Here is a 24,033-nt window from a genome sequence, read left to right on the forward strand (position 1 = left end):
GGCTACAATCGTAGTCACTTCAAGGCGTCCGACAAAACGACCAATTTTCACGTCGATGTGAGGAAAATTAGCAAATGGACCTCCGCCAGCTGCCTGCATTGAACGCGATTCGCGCGTTCGAAGCCGCCGCCCGTCACGAGAATTTCTCGCGCGCCGCCGACGAGCTGTACGTCACGCACGGCGCGGTCAGCCACCAGGTGCGCGCGCTCGAGGAGGAGCTCGGCGTGCAGCTTTTCACGCGCAACGGCAAGCGGCTGTGCCTGACCGACGCCGGCATGCGCTACGCGCAGCAGATCCGCACCGCGCTGATGGTGATCGCCGACGCGACGCGCGACGTGCGCGCGAGCGACCGCGACCGGCGGCTGGTGGTGTCGATGCTGACGTCGTTCGCCGCGCGCTTCATCACGCCGCGCATCGGTACGTTCATCGAGCGGCATCCGGAAATCGACGTCGAGCTGCAGTCGACCAACTCGCTGACCGATTTCGCGCGCGACGACGTCGACATCGCGATCCGCTTCGGTCAAGGTAACTATCCGGGGCTGCATGTCGAGCCGCTGTTCGACGAGGTGTTCTTTCCCGCATGTTCGCCGACGCTGAACGGCGGCAAGCTGCCGCAAACCCCTGCCGATCTCGTGCACTACAACCTGCTGCGCTCGGACGACGAGCTGTGGCGGCCATGGTTCGACGCGGCGGGGCTCAAGACGCTGACCGAGCCGAAACGCGGGATCCTGTACCAGGATTCGTCGAACCTGCTGCTGGCCGCGATCGACGGCCAGGGCATCGCGCTGGTGCGCCGCTCGCTCGCGGTGCACGACCTGCTGGACGGGCGCATCGTGCGCCTGTTCGACATCGACGGGCCGAGCCCGTGGCACTATTTTTTCGTGTGTCCGCCGCCGCTGCTGAACACGCCGCGCGTGCAGGCGTTCAGGACCTGGCTGCTCGAGGAAGTCGCCGAATACAAGCGGCTGTGCGACGAGCTGGACGCGCGACGCGCGGCGGGGAAGACCCCCGCCGAGTGCGCGCGGGAAGGAGGATGGAAGGCGCTTAGAGTACGACCTTGACCATCGGATGGCCGGTCAGTGCGCGGTAGATGTTGTCGAGCTGTTCCTGGCTCGTCGCGCGCACGGTGATCGTGAGGCCCGTGTAATTGCCGCCGCTCGACGCGCGCTCCTCGATCTTCTCGACATCGATCTCGTTGTCGTGAACGGCGACGACCTTGAAGATCGTGTCCTTGAACTCGGGGTGCGCCTTGCCCATGATCTTGATCGGGAAATCGCACGGGAACTCCAGCAGCGACTCCTTCCGGGTCTCGATCGCGCCGGTGACCTCGACGGTTTTGGTCGGTTCGCTCATCATTTTCTCCGGGTTAGGTCAAACTGTTCAAACTCGCGTGCCTTCGCACGCTGGTACGCGTCGTACAGCGCCGCGAACACGGGGCCCGGCTTGCCGCCCTGCACGGGCAGATCGTCGAGCGACGTGACGGGCAGTACTTCCTTCGTGGCCGACGTGATCATGATCTCGTCGGCCGCGCGCAACTCCACTTCGCCGATCTCGCGCGCGATGAACGGAATGCCGCATTCGTCGGCCAGCTGCTCGACCAGCGCGTAGCGGATCCCCTCGAGGATCTTGTTGCTGCGCGGCGGCGCGATCAGCTCGCCGTTCTTCACGATCCATACGTTCGACGACGAGCCTTCGGTCAGGTAGCCGTCGCGCAACTGCAGTGTCTCGAACGCGTCGCGTTCGGCCGCATGCTGCGCCATCAGCACGTTGCCGAGCAGCGAGATCGACTTGATGTCGCAATGCAGCCAGCGGCGATCCTCGGCCGTCACGCAACGCACGCCCTTCGCGCGCTCCTCTTCCGACGGCAGGCGCAGCGGGCTCGTCATCGCGAACACCGTCGGCACCGCGTTCGCCGGGAACGCATGGCCGCGCTTCGCGACGCCGCGCGTCACCTGCAGGTAGACGAGCGCGTTGCCGTCGCCGAGGCCTTCGGCATTCACCGCGACGATGCGCTCGATCAGCGCGCGCCAGCCGGCGGCGTCGTGCGGATTGTCGATGCCGATCTTCTTCAGGCTGCGCGCGAGCCGCTCCAGATGCTGCTCGATCCGGAACGGCACGTGCGCGCCGTCGTGCGCATAAACGGGGACGACTTCATACACGCCGTCGCCGAAGATGAACCCGCGGTCGAGCACCGGGACACGGGCTTCGGACAGCGGCACCAGTTCCTCCTGCGACGAGACGCTGAGGTAGACGATCGGTTCGAATTCGGCTTGGCTCATGGTGATGACAGATGGGGATGAAGTCGTAAAAACAAAGGCCCGTCGTGCTTACTTCTTCTTGCTGAACATCAGCAGGATCGAGTCCCAGATACGGCCGAAGATACCGGCTTCCGGCACGGCCTGCAGCGCGACGACCGGGAATTCGGACAGCGTCTTGCCGTCGGCGACGATCTTCACGGTGCCGACCTGCTGGCCTTCCGCGAGCGGCGCGATCAGCGGCGCGTTGACGTCGACTTCCGTCTTGACCTTGTCGCCGAGGCCGCGCGGCACGGTCGCCCACTGGTCGCCCTTCACGCCGACCTGCACGGTGTTCGCCTTGCCCTTGTAAATGCGCGGCGTCGAGATCGCCTGGCCGCCCTTGAACAGGCGCACCGAATCGAACGCGCTGTAGCCGTAGTTCAGCATCTTCATGCTGTCCTGCGTGCGCTCGCCTTCCTTCTGCTCGCCCATCATCACCGACACCAGGCGGCGCTGGCCGTCGACGCCCGGAATCGCGCGCTTGGCCGACGCGATCAGGCAGTAGCCGGCTGCCTGCGTATGGCCCGTCTTCAGGCCGTCGACCGTCGGGTCGAGCCACAGCAGACGGTTGCGGTTGCCCTGGCGGATGTTGTTGTACTTGAATTCCTTCTCCGAGAAGATGCCGTAGTACTGCGGAAAATCGCGGATCAGGTGCGCGGACAGCTTCGCGAGATCGCCGGCCGTCGTGTAGTGGTTCGGGTCGGGCATGCCGTTCACGTCGGCGAAGTGCGTGCCCTTCATGCCGAGGCGCTGCGCCTCGTCGTTCATCAGCGTGACGAACTGCCCTTCGCTGCCGCCGACGAGTTCGGCCAGCGCGATCGCGGCGTCGTTGCCCGACTGGATGATCATCCCGTACACGAGGTCGTGCACGGACACCGGCTTGTTCGCCTCGATGAACATGCGCGACTCGTCGCGGCCGACGCGGCGCACCGCTTCGCTCGGCGTGACGATCTGCTCCATCGAGATCTTCTTCTTGTCGAGCGCCTCGAACACGAGGTAGGCCGTCATCAGCTTCGTCAGCGAGGCAGGCTCGACGCGCTCGTCCGCATTGCCCGATGCGAGCACCGTGTTGCTCGTCGCGTCGACGAGCACCCACGAACGCGCATTCACGCCCGGCGGCGGCACCGCGCCCGGCATGTAGACTGCGGGCGCGCCGGTGAACTGCTCGGCAGCGGCGGCCGGCGCCGCATGCGCGGCCTTGGCCTTGGCGGCCGGCTTCGCCTCGGCGACGACGATCGTCGACGCGAGCGCGACGGGCAGCATCACGCCGAGCGCGACGTTGCGCGCGGCGGTGCCGAAGGCGATGGAGGAAGCGAGGGACTTGAGGCCTTGGGGAGACAGACGCATGATCGATTCAGGCTGATGGCAGAAAGTGCGGTGCGAAACGCGCAGGGTTGAACGGCAAGGCGGCGGGCGTTTCGGGCACTCGCCGACATCGTCGGGCGACGCGAAACGCGCCGGTTGGACTCGTGCGGACGCGTTCGGTTCGCGGCCGTCGCGAGCGGGCGGACAGGCGGCGAAACGAGCGCCGCATGCGCCCAGCCGGGCCGCGGGCGACGCGAAATGCGGCCATTATACGTGGCCGCGAACGGCGTTTTCGCGAACCTGGTGTCGTGTCCCGTGCCACGCGGTGTCGACGTGCCGGCGCAATCGTGCTCGCGGCAACGCGCAAACCGCGGCGATATCCGGCGGCATCGCGAGAATTTGCAGCGCCGCCACGGCGCCCGAAGGCGCAGTACGTCGGTGCCGATTTGCGCCGAACACCACGATCGCAGGACGGCCGCACACCGGCTTCAGGAGGATAGCGCGGGCACGCTGCGGGAAATCGCCCGAAGCCGCGCGAAAGGCACGCGCAGGCGGTGTGCAAGTCCGGTTGCGCGCGCGGTGCGGCGCGATGTCGTGTGGTCGATCGCGCATTCGGCGGGTGCCGGTGCGCAACGCGAGCCGCCGGCCGTTACGCCGGCGCCCGCATGCCGGCTAGCGCCACGCGTCGACGATGATGCGCTTCAGCACATGCAGCTTGCGATGGAGGAAATGCTCGGCGCCGGGGATCACGACGACCGGCAGCTCCTGCGGCCGCGCCCAGTCGTACACCGACGCGATCGGCACCGTGTCGTCGGTTTCGCCGTGGATCACGAGCGTGTTCTCCGGCACGTCGGCCACCTGCCAGCGGCTTGCGGCCGTGCCGACGAACACCATCCGCTCGATCGGCACGCCCGTGTCGCGCAGCCGCTTCGCGACATGCGACAGCACGAAGGTGCCGAACGAGAAGCCCGCGAGCACGAGCGGCAGGTCCGCATACGCGGGCTGCGCGCGCATGTGCGCGAGCACCGCGAGCAGGTCGTCGGCCTCGCCGGTGCCGTTGTCGTGCACGCCTTCGGTCGCGCCGACGCCGCGGAAGTTCGACCGGTAGACGACGTAGTCGAGCTGCACGAGCGTGCGCGCCAGGGTCTGCGCGACCTTGTTGTCCATCGTGCCGCCGAACAGCGGATGCGGATGCGCGACGAGCGCGATGCCGCGCGGCGCGGCGCCGCCTTCGCGCACCGCGTCGGGCAGGTCGACCGCGATTTCGATCTGCCCGACCGGGCCCGCGATCAGCGATTTCTGCGTATGAACGTTCATTCGGCCGGCCCGCTCAGATCTTCAGGCGATCGACGACCTTGCCGTCGCGCAGGTGCGATTCGACGATCTCGTCGATGTCGGCCTGGTCGACGTACGTGTACCACGTGCCTTCCGGGTACACGACCATCACGGGCCCTTCCTCGCAGCGGTCGAGGCAGCCGGCCTTGTTGATGCGAACCTTGCCGGGCCCCGCGAGGCCGAGTTCCTTCACGCGCTTTTTCGCGTATTCCTGCATGGTCTGCGCGTCGCATTGCGCGCAGCTCGGCCGTTCGGCGCCCGGTTCGCGCTGGTTCAGGCAGAAGAAGACGTGGTGCTGGTAGTAGGAATCCATGATGGTGACGAGCGGCCCGGCGCGATGCCGGGCGGAAAGAGGGGCGATAGCCGTTGCGCGGTGCAACGGATGATGGTCCGGACGATTATAGCGACCGGCGCGCGCCGCTGCCCGCGATGCGGCCGGGGCTGCGCTGCCCGGCCTGCACCGTCAGCGGCGCACCGCGGCCGGCAGCCACGCGCGCTCGACGCGCTGGCCGAGCCAGATCAGCGCCGCGTACGGCCAGATCCACGCGAGCCAGCGCGCGATGCTGTTGAAGTGCACGTAGCGGCCCTGCCGCCAGCCCGACAGCGTGAAGTCGAAGAACGGATTGACCGGCAGCAGGTTGACGAGCGCCACGCCGGCCAGCAGCGCGAGTGCCGCCAGCGTCGCGCGCCAGGTCGCCGGCACGTGCAGCGCGACGAGCGCGGCCGCGAAGCCGAGCTCAATGCCGAGCCGCGCGCCGGGCGTCGCCCACACGACGACGAGGCCGGTGGCCGACTGCATGAACGTCGCGGCCGCCTTCAGCACGAGCGTCGCGGCGACGAATGCGATCAGCAGCCGGATGCGCGGCGCACTCGGCCGCATCGCGAGCGACGCGATCGCCAGCACGGCGAACAGCATCAGCCCGCCGAGCGCGGCCTCCCACGCGGAATCGGACAGCCAGCCGTCGACGCGCTCGGGCCATTCGCTCACGTGCCACGCGGCCGGCAGCCACGCGAGCAGCGTGTCCTGCATCGACGCGTCGGCGCGCTCCCACAGCGCGGCCGGCCAGTCGCCGATGCCGAACAGGAACGGCGACGGAAACAGGATCGCGAACGGCCACAGCACGGCCAGCAGCAGCGGCGTCGCGCCATCGGCCTCGAACCATGCGAAGCGCAGCCGGCGCAGCGCACCGCGGTCGAGCAGCGCACCGGTGGCCGGCGCGACGAGCGCCGCGCCCAGCAGCGCGCCGAGCGCGTTGGCCGCGAGATCGAGATTCGACGCGATGCGCGTCGGCAGGTAGGTCTGCAGCGCCTCCATCGAGCCCGACAGCAGCACGCCGAGCGCGCCCGCGATCAGCGTCGCGGCAACCCCGCGCCAGCGCGGGTGCAGCGCGAGCACGCCGAGCGCGCCGAACGGCAAATACCCGAGCACGTTCGTGACCACGTCGAACGCGGTCACGTAGCGCTGCATCGGCGCGAACAGGTAGTCGAACGGCCCGATGCCGAGCGACGCCCAGCCTTCGAACGGATACAGCGACGCGTAGACGATGAGCGCCGCGTAGGCGGCAAAGGCCTGGCGCGCGAGCGGCGATTCGCGATGCGGGCCGGTCGCGTTCATCGCGGCTGCGCGGCGTGCGTCACGGCGTGCCCGCGTACGCCTGCATGCCGACCCACGCGGCGATCTGCGACACGAGCTCGTCGCTCGCCGTCGCGAGCGCACGCGCGCCGCCGGCCGCGTCGGGCGTGCTCGACGGCGCACGCGCGACGAACGTGCGCTGGCCGAGCACCTTGCCGTCGAGCGTCAGCGTCGCGCGCGCGGTGACGGCGCCGTGGCTTTGCGACTGCCCGTCGAACACCTGCTCGAATTCGTTCAGGTCGACCTTGAGGGTCGGCGCGCGCACGCCGTCGGACCCTTCGAGCACCGTGCCGCGCGACGACAGCGCGCCGCGCAGCCGCTGCGTGAGCAGTTGCGCGGGCGGTGCGGTCCAGCGGCTGTCGCGATAGACGGCCACGTGCTGCGCATCCGCGTACGCGAGGCGGTACGCGAACTTGTCCGAATCGAGCGCGTCGGGCGCGGCGACGTCGAGCACCTTCAGCGCGGGGCCCGCACCGGCCGTCACGACCGGAGAAGCCGGCCCGAGGTCGTAGCGGACATTCGACAGCACCGCGCTGTTGCCGGCGCAGCCGGCCGCAAGCGCAAGCGTCAGCACGGCGAGCGCGGTCGCAGCCGGACGCAGCGCGCGTTCAAGGATTCGTGGCATGGCGTGTTCCTGCATGATGTTTCCGGTTTCGATGGGCGTCACTGCCCGGCCGTTTCCGGCCAGGCGATCGACGGGTTTCCGGCCTGCTTCACCTCCCGGCCGCCGCACCCGGCCAGACGAAGCCCGCTTCACCGGGCCCCGGCGCCGCGCCGGGCGAACCGAACAACAGACTGCGCGGGTTGCGGCCGAGTTCACCGGCGACGTCCTTCAATTGCTGCGACGCGTCGCCGACGCTGCCGGCCAGCGCATTGAAGCGCGGCAGCGTGTCGTACTGCACGCGCGCGTTGAGATCGTTCAGCGCGACGCCGACCTGCTCGGCGGCCGTGCCGGCCTTGTTCAGGTTCGACACGAGCGGCCCGTTGGGCTGCAGCAGCGTGTTCGCCGACGCCATCGTGCGGTTCACCTGGTGCATCGTTTCCGGTAGCGCGGCGACGGCCGGGGCGAGTTGCTTCGACAGCGTCGTCGCGCCATCGGCCGCGTGCTGCAGGCTTTCGGCCGTCGCGCGCAACTGCTCGCGCATCTCGGGCGACATCAGCGCGTTCGCGCTTTTCGCGGCCAGTTCGAGCTGCCGCAGCAGCACGTCGCCGCGCTCCTGGATCTGGTCGAACAGGCTCGGCCGCATCGGAATCTGCGCAATCGCCTTCGGCGACGACGGCAGCGGCGCCAGGTCGCGGCCCGTATCCTCGAGCTGCACGAACGCGATGCCCGTCACGCCCTGGAAACCGAGGCTGCCGTAGGTCGACTGCGTGATCGGCGCATCGTGGTCGACGAGAATCCGGATCCGGATCTGGCCCGGGTGCGTGCGGTCGAAGCCGATCGACTGCACCTTGCCGACGTCGAGACCGCGAAAGCGCACCGCCGCGTCCGGGAACAGCCCCGTCACGTTGGTGCGCGCGAGCAGGTCGTACGGCACGCGCACGGTGCGGTCGACGTTGAACCAGAACACGGTGCCCGCGATCGCGAGCGTCAGCGCGATCGTGAACAGGCCGGCCCAGAACGCATGTGATTTGTTTTCCATTCGCGGGTTCCTTGCTCCTTGCCTTGCCTACAGCTCGGCGCTCGACAGCGCCGGTTCGAGGGCCGCCTTCGGCAGCTTCGCGCGCCGCTCGGGCGGCAGCGCCTGCAATGCGCGGCGCCCGCGCAGCCCCAGGAAATATTCGTGGATGAACGGATGGTCGACGTTCGCGACCTCCTCGACCGGCGCGGCGACCAGCACCTTGCGGTCGGCCAGCACCGCGACGCGCGTCGACAGCGCGACCATCGTGTCGAGATCGTGCGTGATCATCACGACGGTCAGCCCGAGCGTGCGGTGCAGCGTCGCGATCAGCTCGACGAATTCGTCGGACGCCTGCGGATCGAGGCCGGCCGTCGGCTCGTCGAGGAACAGCAGCTCGGGCTCGAGCGCGATCGCGCGCGCGATGCCGACCCGCTTCACCATCCCGCCCGACAGCGCGGCCGGCATCTTCGACGCGTGCTTGCACGGCAGCCCGACCATCTCGAGCTTCAGCATCACGATGTCGTGCAGCAGGTCCGGCGGCACGCGGCCGAGCTCTCGCAGCGGCTGCGCGACGTTATCGAACACCGTCATCGACGAGAACAGCGCGCCCTGCTGGAACAGCATCCCCGAGCGCGTGCGCATCATCCGCGCGCTCGCGTCGTCGATCGTCGCGGTATCTTCGCCGAACACCTTGATCGTGCCCGACGTCGGTCGCTCGAGGCCGAGGATCTGGCGCACGAGCGTCGTCTTGCCGGAGCCCGAGCCGCCGACGACCGACACGATCTCGCCGCGCCGCACGTCGAAGTCGAGCTTCTGGTGAATGATGTTGCGCCCGTAGCGCTTGGTCAGGTTGCGCACCTCGATCACGAGGTCGCCGGCACCTACCGCTGCGGCCGGCGGCGTGCCGACCGACGCGACGCCGGCCGCAGCGGCATGGTCCGGCGCGGCACCGGCCGCCGATTCGTTCGATGCGTTCATCCGAGCCCCACGTTCTGGAACAGGATCGCGAACACCGCGTCGGCGAGGATCACGACCGTGATCGACGACACGACCGACGTGGTCGTCCCTTCGCCGAGGCTCTGCGAGTTCGCCTTGATCCGGAAGCCGAAATGGCAGGCGACCAGCGCGATCAACATGCCGAACACGACGCCCTTGCCGACGCCGATGTACAGGTTCGCGATCGGCACGACGCCCGGCAGCGAGCGCACGAAATAGTTGACGTCGATCCCGAGCACGAGCTTCGCGGCGAGCGCGCCGCCCGTCAGCGCGATGATGTTGGTCCACATCACGAGCAGCGGCATCGCGACGCCGAGTGCAAGCACGCGCGGCAGGACCAGCCGAAGCCCGTGCGGGATGCCCATCACGCGCATCGCGTCGAGCTCCTCGGTCACGCGCATCACGCCGATCTGCGCGGTGATCGCCGAGCCCGAGCGGCCCGCGACGAGGATCGCCGACAGCACGGGGCCGAGCTCGCGGATCACCGACAGCCCGAGAATGTTCACGATGTAGCGGTTCGCGCCGAACATCTGCAGCTGCTGCGCGGACAGGTAGCTGAGCACGATGCCGATCAGGAACGCGACGAGCGCGGTGATCGGCAGCGCCTGTGCGCCGGCGCTGTAGATGTTCGCCGAGGTTTCCTTCCACGGCATGGTCTGCGGACGGCGCAGCACCGACAGCGCGTCGAGGATCACGAGGCCGAACATCGCGATGCCGCCCTGCAGGTGTTCGCCGAACGTGAAGATCGCTTGGCCGAGCCGCGTGACGGGATCGACGCGCACGACGCGCTCGGGCGCCTCGCGCCCGCTGTCGAGCCGCTCGATGCGCTCGAAGATCGTGCGCTGCGTGTCGCTCAGCGCGACGCCGGCCGGCAGCTTGCGGCCCCACACGCGCCACAGCGCCTGGCCGCCGACGTGGTCGAGCCGCTCGATGCCGGACAGATCCCATTCGCTCACGCGCCCGGACCCGATGCTCGCGACGCGGCGCGCGACCGCGCCGCGATTGCGCGCAAGCGCGATGGCGGTCCACTGGCCGGTCAGGCGCACCGTCTGGCCCTGGCTGCCGGCGTCGACCGACAGGCCGGGAGGAGTCTCGAAGTCCAAGGGCAGGTTGTTTGCAAAAGGATGACAGCGGCCATTGTAGCGAACCGCCCGGCACAGCGACGTGAGGATGTCGGTGGGGGCGCCAGCCGAGAGCGCCCGGCCCGGGCCTGCCCGGAGGCCGCCGCACATCGCGGCCCGCTGCCGGCGTCATCGCCTTTCATTCTTCCGTCACGTTTCCTTTCGATACTCTCACGCGCCGCACCTCAGGCCGTCGGCGCCCCGCGCCGCCATTTCGATGCGCACCTCGCCATAACAGAACACTAAACAGGACAACCGATGCGTTTCCCCCCGCTTTCCCGCCGCCGCGTACCGGCCGCCGCCGCGCTCGCCAGCCTGGCCTTTGCCCTCGCCGGCTGCGGCGGCGACGACGTCACCGCCCCGCCGCCGTCGCAGGCCCAGGCGCCCGTCGGCACGACGGCCACGCTCGCGCTGCTCGAGACGACCGACCTGCACACCAACGTGTTGTCGTATGACTATTTCAAGCTCGCCGCCGACAATTCGCTCGGCTTCGAGCGGGTGTCGACGCTGATCGCGCAGGCGCGCGCGCAGTACCCGAATACGCTGCTGCTCGACAACGGCGACACGATCCAGGGCACCGCGCTGTCGGACTACCAGGCGCTCGTGAAGCCGATCGGCTGCGACCAGACGCTGGCGATCTACAAGGTGATGAACGCCGCGAAATTCGACGGCGGCGGGATCGGCAACCACGAGTTCAACTACGGGCTGCCGTACCTGTCGCAGGTGACCGGCAACACGTTCGAGGTCGACGGGCTGCCGGCTCCGGCCCAGCAGAAGAAGTGCGCGGGCCCGAACTTCCCGCAGGTGCTCGCGAACGTGATCAGCGCGAAGACCAACGCACCGCTGTTCACGCCGTACACGATCCTGACCCGCACGGTGACGGCGACGACACCGGACGGCAAGACGGTCAGCGCGCCTGTGAAGGTCGGCATCATCGGCTTCACGCCGCCCGCGATCATGAGCTGGGACAAGCGCTGGCTCGACGGCAAGGTCTACACGACCGGCCTGAAGGAAGCCGCCGAGAAGTACATTCCCGAGATGCGCGCGAAGGGCGCCGATCTCGTCGTCGCGATCTCGCACGGCGGCCTCGACAATTCCGCGTATTCGCCGACGATGGAGAACGGCAGCTGGTGGCTGTCGACGGTAGCTGGCATCGACGCGATGCTGATCGGCCACTCGCACCAGGTATTCCCGGACGCGAACAGCACCGTGTCGCAGTTCAACCTGCCGGGCGTCGACAAGGTCAAGGGCACCGTCAACGGCGTGCCGACCGTGATGGCCAACTACTGGGGCAAGCACCTCGGCGTGATCAAGCTCGGCCTGAAGTTCGACGGCAAGACGTGGAGCGTCGACAAGTCGCAGACGACCGTCGAGGCGCGGCCGATCCAGAACGCCGACAAGACCTACGTCGCGGCCGACCCGTCGGTATCCGCCGCGATTGCCGCCGAGCACCAGGCGACGATCGACTACGTGAAGACGCCGATCGGCTCGACCGACTACCGGATGAACTCGTACTTCGCGGATGTCGGCGATCCGGGCGCGATCCAGATCGTCAACGAGGCGCAGGCCGACTACGTGAAGACCTACGTGCAGGCGAACCTGCCGCAGTACGCGTCGCTGCCGGTGCTGTCGGTCAGCGCGCCGTTCAAGAGCGGCTTCGGCGGCGGCAGCGACTACACCGACGTCGCGCCGGGCGCGCTCGCGATCAACAACGCGGCCGACCTGTACCTGTATCCGAACACCGTGTACGGGGTGAAGGTGAGCGGCGCCGACGTGAAGAACTGGCTCGAGACCGCCGCGAAGCGCTTCAACCGGATCGACCCGACGCAAGCGACCGTGCAGAAGCTCGTCAGCAGCTTCCCCGGCTACAACTTCGACATGTTCACGTCCGCCGATCTGTCGTACGAGATCGACGTCGCCCAGCCGCTCGGCAGCCGGATCAGGAACCTGACGTACAAGGGCGCGCCGATCGACCCGAACGCGCAGTTCATCGTCGCGACCAACAACTACCGCGCGAGCGGCGGCGGCAACTTCCCGGGCCTCGACGGCAGCAAGACGATCTTCGCGTCGCCAGACGCGAACCGCGACGTGCTGATCTCGTTCATCAAGAAGCGCGGCGCGATCACGCGCACGGCCGATGGCGCGCAGCGCAGCTGGCGCTTCACGAAGCTCGCGAGCTCGGTCGCGCACGTGCAGTTCGCGTCCGCGCCGAACCGCCTCGGCGATGCCGCCGCCGCCGGCCTGGCCGGCATCACGCAGGTCGCGGCCGACGACGGTTCGGGCAAGAACCTCGCCACCTACGAGATCGACCTCACGCAATGAGACACGCGATGCAACCGATCCGGACGATGCGGCCGGCCGAAACCGGCTTCGCCGCCGCCGCGCGGCGCCTGCTGCGCGCGAAACTCCCGCCGGCCGCCCTGCTCGCGGCGGCGGCCGTGACCGTCGCGGCCGTGGTAGCCGCGACCGGCTTGCGCGGCGCCGGCCCCGCACCGAGCGCCGCGCAGCTCGACGAGTGGCAGGCGATGGTCACGCAGGCCACCGAGCCGCACGCGCTCGCGCAGTTGCGCACGCTCGCGCGCCGCGGGTCGGGCGCCGCGCAGACGGCGCTCGGCATCGCGCTCGTCGACGCGCGCGAACCGGGGCTGCGCGACGAGGGGCGCGGCTGGCTGGAAACCGCCGCGCAGGCGAACGGCAAGGCTGACGCACCGGCTGCGCGGCGCGCGCAACTCGCGCTCGGCAAGGCACTGCTGCTCGGCAGCGGCGACATCCCGAAGGACTACGCACGCGCCCGCGCGCTGCTCGGCGAAGCGGCCGAACAGGGCGACCCGGCCGCCGCGTATTACCTCGGGCTGATCTATCGCAGCGGCTACGGCATCGCCGCCGATCCGGTGCAGGCCGCGCACTGGTTCGACGTCGCGTCGCGCGCGGACATCCCGGCCGCGGACTTCATGCTCGCGAACGCGTACCGCGACGGCAGCGGCGTGCCGCGCGACGACGCGCGCGCGCTCGCGCTGTATCGCCGGGCCGCCGAACACGAGTTGCCGGAAGCCGTGCAGACGCTCGCGATGGCCTATCGCAACGGCGAGCTGGGGCTACGGCCCGACGCGGACGAATTCCACGCGCAGTGGATCGAGACCGCGCATGCGCTGAAGCATCCGGTCGTCGCTCCGTGACGCGACCCTGCCGCCTGGCCGGGCGCCGTCGCGGCATCCCGTCAGGCGGCACCGCTCCGCGCGGGTCGCTCCAGACGCATGTACGCGTCGGACACGATCAGTCCGAAGACGATGTGATCGAGCGCGCTCACCCACCCTCGCGCGTCGGCGAACCACGGGAACAACTGAGTCATGCCGTAGTAGTTGACGACGTACAGCAGCGCGCCGAATACGCCCCCCGCCACGCTGGCCATCCCGACGCTCGAATCCAGGCTGAAACACGCGATGATCACGGCCAGAATCAGCGCAAATACGATCGACAACGCGAAGTGCACGCCCAGCGCCGCCAGCAGCGTCCCCACTTCGACCGTGATCGACGGCGCGAGCGCGTCGTCACCGAAGTAGATGGCCGCGATCATGCGCAGCGGCGCCCACGCGTCGTGTCCGATGATTGCCGCCGCGACGACCTGGATGACCAGGAAAACCGCACCGGCCACGCACCCGCCGATCACGGCGGCTCGCCACACCGGAACGCGGCGCGCGTAATGGTGCGAATGCATGTGGAGTTGCATGGCCACCTCCTTGAAAACGGTCCGCCGCGTCAGTGCCGGTGCGTATGCGACATACCCGAGCGCACCGCCGACCATGCCGACGCGAGCGAGTCCATCAGCCGGCGACAGGCGCGCGTCATCGGGAGCCCGACGGCGTCGGAGATCCGGGGCGTCTTGCGGTGAAAGCGCTCGAACAGGCTGGACAGGCTCGAACACGAATGAAGCTTGTTCATCGCCATTTCCCTCGATGCGGCAACGACGAGGACGCGCTGGCGCACGCCGCGCGGGCCGCCGGAGCGGATATATCGAACGTAGTCGCGCCGGTCGTGAATATCAAGATGCAGGCTGGCGCCGGTGCGCAACCGTGCCGGGTTCTGCAGACGAAAGCGGTAACAGGCCCGTGGTCAAGCAGAACACCGACTGCAAGCGCTTGCGTGTCCGTGAAGCCGAGCCCGCAAACAAACAGCCGCGCCGGATACGCGGCCATCGCCGTCGATATTTCTGCCGGTGCATGGTTGTGCCGCAAGTGTTCTCACAGCCGCCAGGCGAACAGGCGGGAATGAACTCGATCTCGATCCGGTTACGCTGGCTCGGAAGAATGAGCGAATCGTTGCGCCAGATCTTTGTATCGATGTTGATTCGATCTCGCGAAATTCCAAGATTCTGAACTTGCGTGGCGCGATCATATCGGTACATACCTGTTCCCCGCTCCCCAACGCGCCCCCGCCCCCTGTCGCTACAATAGCCACCATGAACGCCCCCACCTCCTCCGACACGCCCGATTCCGGCGACGCGCACATCGCGCGCAACCGGCTCGACGCGCACCTGGACGCCGCGCCGCGTGCGTGGCCGCTCGACATCGTCGCCGCCACCGGCTCGACCAACGCCGACGTCGCGACGCGGCTCAAGGCGCTGCCGCGCAGCGCGAACGCATTGCCCGCGCCGCTCGTGCGCGTCGCGTTCGAGCAGACGGCCGGCCGCGGCCGGCAGGGCCGCCCGTGGTTCGCGCAGCCCGGCAACGCGCTGCTGTGCTCGGTCGGCTGCATCGTGCCGCGCGCCGTCGACGCGCTCGGCGGCCTCAGCATCGCGATCGGCGTCGCGCTCGCTGAAGGGCTGGCCACGCTGCCGCTCGACGCCCGCATGCGCGTCGCGCTCAAATGGCCGAACGACCTGCTGCTGATGGCCACCGACGACGGCACGCCGCGCATCGTCGGCAAGCTCGCCGGGATCCTGATCGAAACCGTGTGGACCACCTCCGGCGCGACCGCCGTCGTGATCGGCTTCGGCATCAACGTGCGCGGCGCGGAAGCCGTCGCCGCGCAGGTCGACGCGCTGCGCGCGCGCGACGCGACGCTCGCGAGCGGGCTGCCGCCTGCCGCGCTGTCGATCGCGTGCGCATCGGCCAACCTCACCGATACGCTCGCCGCGTCGCTGAACGCGCTCACGCCCGCACTCGCGCAGTTCGGCGCCGACGGGCTCGCGCCGTTCCTGCCGCGCTGGCATGCACTGCACGCGTACGCGGGCCGCGAAGTCGTGCTGCTCGAACAGGGCGTCGAACGCGCACGCGGCATCGCGACCGGCATCGATGCGACCGGCCAGTTGCTGCTCGACACGCCGAACGGCGTGCAGGCGATCGCGGCCGGCGACGTGTCGCTGCGCGAAGCGCAATGAACGAGCCGTACCTGCTGATCGACGCCGGCAACAGCCGGATCAAGTGGGCGCTCGCCGATGCGCAGCGCACGCTTGTCCAGACCGGCGCGTTCGGCCACGCACGCGACGGCGGCGGCGATCCCGACTGGTCGAACCTGCCGCGTCCGCGCGGCGCATGGATCTCGAACGTCGCGGGCGCCGACGTGGCCGCACGAATCGACGCGCTGCTCGACGCGCGCTGGCCGGGCCTGCCGCGCACGACGATACGCTCGCGCCCCGCGCAATGCGGCGTGACGAACGGCTATACGACGCCCGAACAGCTCGGCAGCGACCGCTGGGCCGGCCTGATCGGCGCACATGCGGCCTTTCCGGGCGAGCACTTGCTGATCGCGACGTTCGGCACCGCGACGACGCTCGAGGCGCTGCGCGCGGACGGCCGCTTCACGGGCGGGCTGATCGCGCCGGGCTGGGCGCTGATGATGCGCGCGCTCGGCACGCACACCGCGCAGTTGCCGACGCTGACCACCGACATCGCGAGCGGGCTGCTCGCAGGTGCGCAGGCCGAGCCGTTTCAGGTCGATACACCGCGTTCGCTGTCGGCAGGCTGCCTGTACGCGCAGGCGGGGCTGATCGAACGCGCCTGGCGCGATCTCGCCGATGCATGGCAGGCACCCGTGCGGCTCGTGCTCGCAGGGGGCGCGGCGGACGAGGTCGCGCGCGCGCTGACGCTGCCGCATACGCGGCACGACGCGTTGATCCTGTCCGGGCTCGCGCTGATCGCCGAGGAGGCGGCCGCGGAGGATTGACGGAGTTGCGTCGGCTTCGCCGTCTCGCCGACGGTATCGGCGCATGTCGGTACAGGATTTCGTCGCGGGAACGTTGGGGGAACGCGCCACTGCAAGCGGCCCGCCGCCCGCGAGGCAAAGGCCGCACACGGGTTGCCTGACTGTTGAGAACAGTCACGGAAACAACGAAAAAGCCGGCCATGCGGCCGGCCCGACTGAACGACTGAACGACTGAACGACTGAACGACTGAACGAAAAGGGGTGTCGACGATGCTGCGCTGGCTGATCGCTGTTCTCTTTCTCGCCAACATGCTCGCGTTCGTGGTGGCGCGCGGCGTGTTCGGGCCGCTGCCGGCAGCCGGCCCGCGCGAACCGGGCGTGCTGTCGCGGCAGGTGCAGCCCGATGCGCTGCGCGTGACGCCGCTGGCGCAGGCGGCCGACCAGCCCGTCGTCGGTGGCCCGATCGCGCCGCCGGCCGTCATGGCCGCGCCGCTCGCGGCATCCGCACCCTGACGGCACCGGCCCGCGCTCAGGACTGCTGCGCGCGGACCTTCTTCAGCAACGCGGTGGTCGAGCGGTCGTGCTCGAACGGAATCGCCAGCGCGCGGCCGCCCCAGCCGCGCACGAGCGCCGATTCCGGCAGCGCATCCATGTCGTAGTCGCCGCCCTTCACGAGGATGTCCGGACGGATGGCCTCGATCAGCGACACCGGCGTCTGTTCCTCGAACTTCACGACCCAGTCGACGCTTTCCAGCGCCGCGAGCAGCGCCGCGCGGTCGTCCTCGCGGTTGATCGGCCGGTCGTCGCCCTTGCCGAGCATGCGCACCGACGCATCGCAGTTCACGCCGACGATCAGGCACGCGCCGAGCGCTTTCGCGTCGGCGAGATACGTGACGTGGCCGCGATGCAGGATGTCGAATACGCCGTTGGTGAACACGACGGGCGACGGCAGCGACGCGCGCAGGGCAACCAGGGCATCACGGGTAATCAGCTTGCGTTCGAAGGTGGCGGACATGATGGAGATCGGACGGAATGAACGATGGGGCGCGCGGCGGCCCCGGCGGCAGCGCCAGATAAAAAGCCCGCCGGACCGGCCGGGCGGGCTTCATGCAACGGACGCGAAACGGCGCAATGCGGCCGACGCGATTCACGCCGGCTGCGGCGCCTTGCGGCCTCAGGCCGGCTGCGCGGCCGACGACGGGCCGCTTTCGGCCTGCAGGCGGCTGGTGACTTCCTTGCGATAGCGGTTCAGCTCCTGCGCGGTCGCGAACGTGCGCTCGAACAGGATCGACAGGTTGTGCAGGATGCGCTCGACAACCTTCTTTTCCCACTCGCCGTCGAAACGGATCTGCTCGTCGAGCCAGCGTTCGAGCCATTCCGGATCGGGCAGGCGCGACTGCACGGTGTCGCGCGGGAACAGCGCCTGGTTCACGTGCAGGTTGGTCGGGTGCAGCGGCTTCTCGGTGCGGCGCGCCGACGCCATCAACACGCCGATCTTCGCGAACGCGGCACGCGCGACGTCGCCGCAGTTGTTCAGCGCCTTCTTCATGTAGCGCAGGTACGCGCCGCCGTGGCGCGCTTCATCGCGCGAGATCGTTTCGTAGATCTGCTTGATGACGGGCTCGGTGTGCCAGTCGGCCGCGCAGCGGTACCAGTGGTTCAGGCGGATTTCGCCGCAGAAGTGCAGCATCAGCGTCTCGAGCGGCGGCGCCGGGTCGAACTGGAAGCGCACCGCGTGCAGCTCCTCTTCGGTCGGCACCATGTCCGGCTTGAAGCGGCGCAGGTATTCCATCAGCACGAGCGAATGCTTCTGCTCCTCGAAGAACCACACGCTCATGAACGCGGAAAAGTCGCTGTCGTGCTGGTTGTCGCGCAGGAACATTTCCGTCGCGGGCAGCGCCGACCATTCGGTGATCGCGTTCATCTTGATCGTCTTCGCCTGCTCGTCGGTGAGCAGCGAAGCGTCGAACTTGTCCCACGGAATGTCCTTCTCCATGTCCCAGCGGACGGCTTCGAGCGACCTGTAAAGTTCCGGATAAAGCATCGTGTTCATGATGGTCCCACCCCTGTTCTGCGCAATGCGACTTCTCTAAACGTGACTGTTGCCACAAAGGCGCGCCAAGCGCGCTTTTTGCAGCCAAGACTGTAATTTTACGCGTGAAACCGACCGACCGGACGCTGATTCCACGTCCGGCAGCCGGGCGGTCGCGCCGCCGCCGTTGGGCACGCCGCAGCCACGCTCCGTTCGAACGGAACCGGCCGCGCTTGCCTGAGTGGGGGGCCGGCGCTGGCCGGCTCGTTGGCGAGCCCGTCCCCTGCCCCCAGGCGGGTTCCCCGTAGGGTCCCGTGCGGATGCCGGATCGGCGGGCTGCTCGATGTGGTGTATACGGCGGCGGCCATGATATCACGCGTGTATGACGCTTCCGAGACGCCTGCCCGGTCGCGCGCCGCCAATCCCGGTGCGGCGATCGGTCGCGCCCGACCGTCGCGAAAACGCAACCTCGCGCAACCGCGCGCCATCTGCGTGCATCAGACCCGTATTTCGCCCGTCGCGAGGCCGTCTTCCGGCGGCGTGCCGGCTGCCGGCGCGCTACCGCCGTCCGCCTGCGCGATCCAGCCGGCGAGTGTGTCGCGCTGCGCGCGGCCGTCGCCGTAGCCGAGTTCGATCAGTTCGCGCGTGAACGCCTCCTCGAACAGCAGGTAGCTCGCGAACGACGCGCCGGCCGGCTGGCTGCCGCCGACCGCGCCGAGCAGCCCGCGCATCGCCGCAGGCATCTGCTTCAGGTGCTTCGCGGCGATCAGCTCGATACGCTCGGACGGCGCGATCGCCAGCACGTCGACGTGCCGCCAGCCGCTGTCGACCTCGACCTGGTGCGGCAGGTGCTCGATCATCCGGTTGATGTGCTCGATCCGCTCGATGTCCGAGCCGATCGAGTCGAGGAACACGCTCGCAAGCACCTGCTGGCCGATCTGCGCGAGCGACGGGTAGCCGCGCACGCGGCCGGCGCCATTCGCGGCCGGAATCTCGGGCCGCGGGTCGGCCGCACCGACGACGACGATCCGGTGCGCGCCGAAGTGGATCGCCGGCGACAGCGGCGCGATCTGCCGGATCGAACCGTCGCCGAAGTACTCGATCTGCCCGTCGAGCACGAGCGGCACGGCCGGGAACACGAACGGAATCGCCGACGACGCGAGCAGGTGCGACGCCGACAGATCGACGAGCCGCGCGGTGCGCTGCGCGCGCCGCCACGCCTGGATCGGCTCGGCCGCCTGGTAGAACGTGAGGTGCCGGCCGCTCGAATAACTGAGCGCCGTCACCGCGAGCGCGTGCAGCAGCCGCGCCTCGAGCATCTGCTCGATCCGGTGGAAGCTCAGTTCGCGCTGCAGCAGGTGCGCGAGCGGCGTGTTGTCGAGCAGCCCGCGCGGCGAACGGCGGGCCGCCCAGCCGAACGTCATCGTCGCGAGCCAGCGCGCGCCGGCGGCCGCGATGCCGAGCCAGTCGGTGCGGTACACGTAGTCGGGGCGCAGGTGCTCCCAGAATTCGAGCAGGCGGCGCACGCCGTGGGAAAAGTCGTCCGCGTGGCTCGCGATCGACGTCGCGTTGATCGCGCCGGCCGACGAGCCGCACACGACCGCGAACGGCAGCGTGTGCCGGTCCGGATCGGCCTCGAGCGCGATCTCGGCCAGCGCCTTCAGCACGCCGACCTGGTAGGCGGCACGCGCGCCGCCTCCCATCAGAACGAGCGCGAGCCGCATGATCGACCTGCTACCGGCGCCGCGTCACGTCGAGCGCTTCGGCGGACGGGTTGCGGGCGACGAAGCGGCGGCCGCGCGCACCGCGGCCGAGCCGGCCGGCTTCGCGCGCTTCGCGGCGGGCTTGCGCGGCGCGGCGGCGGCCGGCGCCGGCTTCGCGGCCTGCTCCGGCGGGGCGGCAGCGTCCGGCGGCGCGGGCTGCATGCCCGGCTGCGCCATCGCGAGGCTCGCGAGCTGGTTGAACTGCGACTGCAGCAGGTTCCACCAGCCGGCCGGATCGAACGCCTGCTGCGCGGCATCGCCTTCCGGCGGCGCATCCGCGCCGTCCGCCGCCGGCGCTGCGTCGCCCGGCGGCGCCGACGCGGCTTTCGCCGCCTGCGCCGCCGCGACGGCCGCTTCCTCGGCCGCCGACATCGAGCTTTGCGCGAACGCGCCGAACGCCCGCAGTGTCGCGAGCGTCGCGCGCTGCACCTCGAGCGCCTGGATCGCGGACTGCAGCATCCCGAGATTGAGCTTCAGCCATTGCTCGACCGCGCGCAGATCGGTGATCCGCTTGTCGAGTTCCTCGACGCTCGTGAGCGGCGCCATCATGTCGGACATGCTCGACAGCGACGGCGGCAGCCCATGCGTGGCGCCCGGAAACGACGTCATCCCGCCGAACGGCGACATCCGCATCATGTCCCACATCCGGTCCATCATGTCGGCGGGCTGGAAGCCGGCAAAGCCGGCGAAAGGGTTGGAGCCGGAGGCATCGGTCGTCATACGGGCATCCTGGTTAGACTGGGGGAGCGAGGCGGCCGCCATGCGTCGCGCAGCCGCGCGTGATTCGATCATAGCGCGCGTCAGAACGGCGCGTCGCCGGGGAAGTCGGGCGGACGCCGCTCGCGCAGCGAGCGGATGCCTTCCTGCACGTCGGGCCCCGAGAAGCCCATGAATTCGAGCGCGAGCGACGTATCGAAGGTCGGCCCGGCCGCGCGCAGCCAGTTGTTCAGCGCGTACTTGGTCCAGCGGATCGCCGACTGCGAGCCGTGCGCGAGCCGCTCGGCCACTTCGTACGCCTTCGGCAGCAGGTCGGCCGGCTCGACCGCGAGCGATACCAGCCCGATCCGCTCGGCCTCCGCGCCGCTCACGGGCTCGCACAGCAGCAGGTAGTACTTCGCCTTCGCCATCCCGCACAGCAGCGGCCACACGATCGCCGCGTGGTCGCCGGCCGCGACGCCGAGCCGCGTATGGCCGTCGATGATGCGCGCATCCTTCGCGGCGATCGAAATGTCGGCGAGCAGCCCGGCGACGAGCCCCGCGCCGACGGCCGGCCCGTGCATCGCCGACACGATCGGCTTGCTGCAGTTGATCACGTTGTAGACGAGGTCGCGCGCCTCGCGCCACACGCGGGCGCGCACGTCGAAGTCGTTCGCCATGTCCTCGACGAGCGCGAGATCGCCGCCCGCCGAAAAACCCTTGCCTTCGCCGCGGATCACCGCGACGCGCGTGTCGGGATCGCGGTCGACGTCGCGCCAGATGTCGGCGAGCTCGCGATGCATGCGCGCGTTCGCGGTCGCGAGGCCGCTGCGGTTCGCACCCTCGCCGCTCATCACGATGTCGAGCACGCCATGGTCGCGGCGCGTCACCTTCAGTGCTTCGTAACCGCCGTATGCGGCGAGATCGGCCATGCGCCTGCTCCTTGCTCGAGGCTCTTGAATCGAGTGTAGCCAAGCCCGCGCGGGCAAACATCAGGCGAAACCCGGCGCGCGGGCCGGGGCCGGGTTTCGCGCGGGCGCTGCGTGCGTTGCACGCCTCGCCTTACGCCGCGCCGTCGGGCGGTGCGACCGATTGCTCGATCGCGCCGAAGATCGACTTGCCGGCCGCGTCGAACATCTCGATGCGCACGGTGTCGCCGTAGCGCATGAATTCGGTCTGCGGCGCGCCGTGCTCGATCGTCTCGAGGCAGCGCTTCTCGGCGATGCAGCAGTAGCCGCGCTTCGCATCCTTGTTCGACACCGTGCCCGAACCGACGATCGAACCGGCGCGCAGGTTGCGCGTCTTCGCCGCGTGCGCGACCAGTTGGCCGAAGTGGAACACCATGTCGGTGCCCGCATCGGGCTGGCCGACCTTCCTGCCGTTCCAGTGGACGATCATCGGCCGGTGCACGCGGCCGTCGCGCCATTCGTCGCCGAGCTCGTCGGGCGTCACGGCGACCGGCGCGAACGCGGTGGCCGGCTTGCTCTGGAAGAAGCCGAAGCCCTTCGCGAGCTCGGCCGGAATCAGGTTGCGCAGCGACACGTCGTTCACGAGCGTGACGAGCCGCACGGCCTTCAGCGCGTCGTCGGGCGATGCGCTCATCGGCACGTCGCCGGTGATCACCGCGACTTCCGCCTCGAAGTCGATGCCCCATTCCTCGGACGGGCACACGACGTCGTCGCGCGGCCCCAGGAAATCATCGCTGCCGCCCTGGTACATCAGCGGATCGGTCCAGAACTCGGGCGGCATCTCCGCGCCGCGCGCGCGGCGCACGAGCTCGACGTGGTTCACGTACGCGGAGCCGTCGGCCCACTGGAACGCGCGCGGCAGCGGCGCCATGCAGTTGGCCGGATCGAACGAGAACGCATTGCGCGCGCGGCCGTGGTTCAGCGCGTCGTACAGATCGCGCAGCTGCGGCGCGTAGAACGCCCAGTCGTCGAGGACGCGCTGCAGCGTCGGCGCGATCGCGTCGGCGATCGCCGCGGTGTGCAGGTCGCGCGACACGACGATCAGCTGGCCGTCGCGCGTGCCGTCCTTCAGCGAAGCAAGTTTCATAAGGGGAATCTGCCGTTGTAGTGACGATGGAGGGAATCTATTTTACGATGGTGAATCCATGCGGCGCGCCACGATCGCGCACGCCGTTTTCGCCCCGATCCTTGCCGCATTTTCGCGCACCCGCTGCCCATGCCCGCCAGCCCGCTTCCCGACGACGATCTCGCCGACTCCGACACCGACGACGCCGCTTCCGGCGAGCACGGCGAGAAGGTCCGTTCCGGCATCCAGTCGATCGAGGTCGGCTTCCGCCTGCTCGAGGTGCTGACGAGCGAGCCGCGCGCGATGATGCTGCGCGACCTCGCGCAGCGCGCGGGCATGAGTCCTGCGAAGGCGCACCGCTACCTGGTCAGCTTTTCCCGGCTCGGCGTCGTGTCGCAGGACCCCGTATCGGGCCGCTACGAGCTCGGCGGCTTCGCGCTGCAGATGGGGCTCGCGCGGCTCGCGCGCGTCGACGGCGTGAAGCTCGCGCGGATCGCGCTGACCGAGTTCCGCGACCGCCTCGACCAGACGGTCGGCATCGCGGTGTGGGGCAACCAGGGGCCGACGATCGTGCACTGGATGGAATCGAGCCATCCGGCGAAGGCGTCGCTGAAGCTCGGCGACGTGATGCCGCTGCTCGGTTCCGCGACGGGGCTGCTGTTCGCCGCGTACCTGCCGCGCAGCAAGACCACCGCGATGCTCGAGCGCGAACTCGCCGATACGCGCCGCTCGCCGCATCACGGCGGCCCGCGCACGCTCGACGAGGTCGACGCGGTGCTTGCCGACGTGCGCGAGCACGAGGCCGCGCGCGTCGAAGGGATGCTGCTGCCGACGATCCACGCGTTCTGCATGCCCGTGTTCGACGCGGTCGGCGAGCTCGCGCTCGCGATCGTCGCGCTCGGCCAGGAAGGCTCGTTCGATATCGCGTGGGGCGGCGAGATCGATACCGCGCTGCGCGCGTGCGCACGGAAACTGTCTTACGAACTCGGCTATAGTCCCGACGCGCGCGACGCCTGACGCGCGCGATACATCCCGGTACACGCCGCGCACCGCGAACG

The 24,033-nt window shown here is 69.3% G+C and carries 25 protein-coding genes; 7 read left to right on the forward strand and 18 right to left on the reverse strand.

What is annotated here, in order from left to right; translation table 11 throughout:
• Nucleotides 1-74: 74 nt before the first annotated feature.
• Nucleotides 75-1,061 carry a transcriptional regulator GcvA gene (locus tag FPJ27_RS34015; RefSeq protein ID WP_204424707.1) on the forward strand — a complete coding sequence of 329 codons (987 nt, stop codon included), beginning with the start codon at nucleotides 75-77 and terminating at the stop codon, nucleotides 1,059-1,061.
• On the opposite strand, the gene FPJ27_RS34020 is transcribed toward FPJ27_RS34015, so the two are convergent.
• The 10 genes from FPJ27_RS34020 to FPJ27_RS34065 form a co-directional block, all read right to left on the reverse strand.
• Nucleotides 1,045-1,353 (reverse strand): YbeD family protein, encoded by a 309-nt coding sequence (locus FPJ27_RS34020; protein ID WP_011546305.1) that lies wholly within the window; start codon nucleotides 1,351-1,353, stop codon nucleotides 1,045-1,047. The two genes, FPJ27_RS34015 and FPJ27_RS34020, sit on opposite strands and share 17 nt — an antisense overlap.
• On the reverse strand, nucleotides 1,353-2,279 hold the full coding sequence (locus tag FPJ27_RS34025; protein ID WP_204424709.1) for a D-amino acid aminotransferase: 927 nt from the start codon (nucleotides 2,277-2,279) through the stop codon (nucleotides 1,353-1,355). The genes FPJ27_RS34020 and FPJ27_RS34025 overlap by 1 nt, the downstream gene beginning before the upstream one ends.
• A 48-nt stretch (nucleotides 2,280-2,327) precedes the next feature.
• Nucleotides 2,328-3,644: a D-alanyl-D-alanine carboxypeptidase family protein gene (locus FPJ27_RS34030; RefSeq protein ID WP_072437314.1), complete on the reverse strand. Its 1,317-nt coding sequence runs from the start codon at nucleotides 3,642-3,644 to the stop codon at nucleotides 2,328-2,330.
• A gap of 630 nt (nucleotides 3,645-4,274) precedes the next feature.
• Entirely contained in the window at nucleotides 4,275-4,919 is a 645-nt protein-coding gene (locus tag FPJ27_RS34035; protein ID WP_072437315.1) for an alpha/beta hydrolase, read from the reverse strand.
• A gap of 13 nt (nucleotides 4,920-4,932) precedes the next feature.
• Nucleotides 4,933-5,250: a ferredoxin gene (locus FPJ27_RS34040; RefSeq protein WP_011694422.1), complete on the reverse strand. Its 318-nt coding sequence runs from the start codon at nucleotides 5,248-5,250 to the stop codon at nucleotides 4,933-4,935.
• A gap of 150 nt (nucleotides 5,251-5,400) precedes the next feature.
• Nucleotides 5,401-6,552 (reverse strand): VanZ family protein, encoded by a 1,152-nt coding sequence (locus FPJ27_RS34045; RefSeq protein WP_204424711.1) that lies wholly within the window; start codon nucleotides 6,550-6,552, stop codon nucleotides 5,401-5,403.
• Between the two features lie 19 nt (nucleotides 6,553-6,571).
• Nucleotides 6,572-7,195, reverse strand: a complete 624-nt coding sequence (locus FPJ27_RS34050; RefSeq protein ID WP_072437657.1) for an ABC-type transport auxiliary lipoprotein family protein — start codon at nucleotides 7,193-7,195, stop codon at nucleotides 6,572-6,574.
• A gap of 88 nt (nucleotides 7,196-7,283) precedes the next feature.
• Entirely contained in the window at nucleotides 7,284-8,213 is a 930-nt protein-coding gene (locus tag FPJ27_RS34055; protein ID WP_204424713.1) for an MlaD family protein, read from the reverse strand.
• A gap of 27 nt (nucleotides 8,214-8,240) precedes the next feature.
• A complete protein-coding gene (locus tag FPJ27_RS34060; RefSeq protein WP_204424721.1) occupies nucleotides 8,241-9,170 on the reverse strand; it encodes an ATP-binding cassette domain-containing protein in 930 nt (309 codons plus the stop codon).
• Nucleotides 9,167-10,420, reverse strand: a complete 1,254-nt coding sequence (locus tag FPJ27_RS34065; RefSeq protein ID WP_239483347.1) for an ABC transporter permease — start codon at nucleotides 10,418-10,420, stop codon at nucleotides 9,167-9,169. Before FPJ27_RS34065 ends, FPJ27_RS34060 begins: the two co-directional genes overlap by 4 nt.
• A 147-nt stretch (nucleotides 10,421-10,567) precedes the next feature.
• Here FPJ27_RS34065 and FPJ27_RS34070 point away from each other — a divergent pair, with 147 nt between their 5' ends.
• The gene (locus tag FPJ27_RS34070) at nucleotides 10,568-12,631 is read left to right on the forward strand and encodes a bifunctional 2',3'-cyclic-nucleotide 2'-phosphodiesterase/3'-nucleotidase (protein WP_204424722.1); all 2,064 of its coding nucleotides are present in this window, start codon (nucleotides 10,568-10,570) and stop codon (nucleotides 12,629-12,631) included.
• A gap of 8 nt (nucleotides 12,632-12,639) precedes the next feature.
• Nucleotides 12,640-13,485 (forward strand): tetratricopeptide repeat protein, encoded by an 846-nt coding sequence (locus tag FPJ27_RS34075; RefSeq protein WP_072437321.1) that lies wholly within the window; start codon nucleotides 12,640-12,642, stop codon nucleotides 13,483-13,485.
• Nucleotides 13,486-13,526: 41 nt separating this feature from the next.
• Here the strand turns inward: FPJ27_RS34075 and FPJ27_RS34080 are convergent, their stop codons facing one another.
• On the reverse strand, nucleotides 13,527-14,036 hold the full coding sequence (locus FPJ27_RS34080; RefSeq protein WP_204424723.1) for a hypothetical protein: 510 nt from the start codon (nucleotides 14,034-14,036) through the stop codon (nucleotides 13,527-13,529).
• A 29-nt stretch (nucleotides 14,037-14,065) separates the two neighbouring features.
• On the reverse strand, nucleotides 14,066-14,377 hold the full coding sequence (locus tag FPJ27_RS34085) for a hypothetical protein (RefSeq protein WP_204424724.1): 312 nt from the start codon (nucleotides 14,375-14,377) through the stop codon (nucleotides 14,066-14,068).
• A 388-nt stretch (nucleotides 14,378-14,765) separates the two neighbouring features.
• Here FPJ27_RS34085 and FPJ27_RS34090 point away from each other — a divergent pair, with 388 nt between their 5' ends.
• From FPJ27_RS34090 to FPJ27_RS34100, 3 genes are all read left to right on the forward strand, one after another.
• A complete protein-coding gene (locus FPJ27_RS34090; protein ID WP_204424725.1) occupies nucleotides 14,766-15,686 on the forward strand; it encodes a biotin--[acetyl-CoA-carboxylase] ligase in 921 nt (306 codons plus the stop codon).
• Nucleotides 15,683-16,471 carry a type III pantothenate kinase gene (locus FPJ27_RS34095; protein WP_204424726.1) on the forward strand — a complete coding sequence of 263 codons (789 nt, stop codon included), beginning with the start codon at nucleotides 15,683-15,685 and terminating at the stop codon, nucleotides 16,469-16,471. The genes FPJ27_RS34090 and FPJ27_RS34095 overlap by 4 nt, the downstream gene beginning before the upstream one ends.
• Nucleotides 16,472-16,720: 249 nt before the next feature.
• Nucleotides 16,721-16,963: a hypothetical protein gene (locus FPJ27_RS34100; RefSeq protein ID WP_072437658.1), complete on the forward strand. Its 243-nt coding sequence runs from the start codon at nucleotides 16,721-16,723 to the stop codon at nucleotides 16,961-16,963.
• A 16-nt stretch (nucleotides 16,964-16,979) separates the two neighbouring features.
• Here the strand turns inward: FPJ27_RS34100 and rfaE2 are convergent, their stop codons facing one another.
• The 6 genes from rfaE2 to FPJ27_RS34130 all read right to left on the reverse strand — a co-directional run bounded on the left by rfaE2 (nucleotide 16,980) and on the right by FPJ27_RS34130 (nucleotide 22,996).
• Entirely contained in the window at nucleotides 16,980-17,465 is a 486-nt protein-coding gene (rfaE2, locus tag FPJ27_RS34105) for a D-glycero-beta-D-manno-heptose 1-phosphate adenylyltransferase (RefSeq protein WP_072437326.1), read from the reverse strand.
• Nucleotides 17,466-17,624: 159 nt separating this feature from the next.
• Nucleotides 17,625-18,503: a diiron oxygenase gene (locus FPJ27_RS34110; protein ID WP_072437327.1), complete on the reverse strand. Its 879-nt coding sequence runs from the start codon at nucleotides 18,501-18,503 to the stop codon at nucleotides 17,625-17,627.
• A gap of 476 nt (nucleotides 18,504-18,979) precedes the next feature.
• Nucleotides 18,980-20,206 carry a patatin-like phospholipase family protein gene (locus FPJ27_RS34115; RefSeq protein ID WP_175963804.1) on the reverse strand — a complete coding sequence of 409 codons (1,227 nt, stop codon included), beginning with the start codon at nucleotides 20,204-20,206 and terminating at the stop codon, nucleotides 18,980-18,982.
• A 24-nt stretch (nucleotides 20,207-20,230) separates the two neighbouring features.
• Nucleotides 20,231-20,965: a PhaM family polyhydroxyalkanoate granule multifunctional regulatory protein gene (locus FPJ27_RS34120; protein WP_204424727.1), complete on the reverse strand. Its 735-nt coding sequence runs from the start codon at nucleotides 20,963-20,965 to the stop codon at nucleotides 20,231-20,233.
• 80 nt (nucleotides 20,966-21,045) lie between these two features.
• Nucleotides 21,046-21,873: an enoyl-CoA hydratase/isomerase family protein gene (locus tag FPJ27_RS34125; RefSeq protein WP_204424729.1), complete on the reverse strand. Its 828-nt coding sequence runs from the start codon at nucleotides 21,871-21,873 to the stop codon at nucleotides 21,046-21,048.
• A 130-nt stretch (nucleotides 21,874-22,003) separates the two neighbouring features.
• Nucleotides 22,004-22,996, reverse strand: a complete 993-nt coding sequence (locus FPJ27_RS34130; RefSeq protein WP_111016001.1) for a fumarylacetoacetate hydrolase family protein — start codon at nucleotides 22,994-22,996, stop codon at nucleotides 22,004-22,006.
• Between the two features lie 129 nt (nucleotides 22,997-23,125).
• Between FPJ27_RS34130 and FPJ27_RS34135 the strand changes: the two genes are divergently transcribed.
• Entirely contained in the window at nucleotides 23,126-23,992 is an 867-nt protein-coding gene (locus FPJ27_RS34135) for an IclR family transcriptional regulator (RefSeq protein WP_204424731.1), read from the forward strand.
• Nucleotides 23,993-24,033: the final 41 nt, after the last annotated feature.

Source organism: Burkholderia sp. MS455 (assembly GCF_016899445.1).
In the GTDB taxonomy this organism is placed as follows: Bacteria; Pseudomonadota; Gammaproteobacteria; order Burkholderiales; family Burkholderiaceae; genus Burkholderia; species Burkholderia pyrrocinia_C.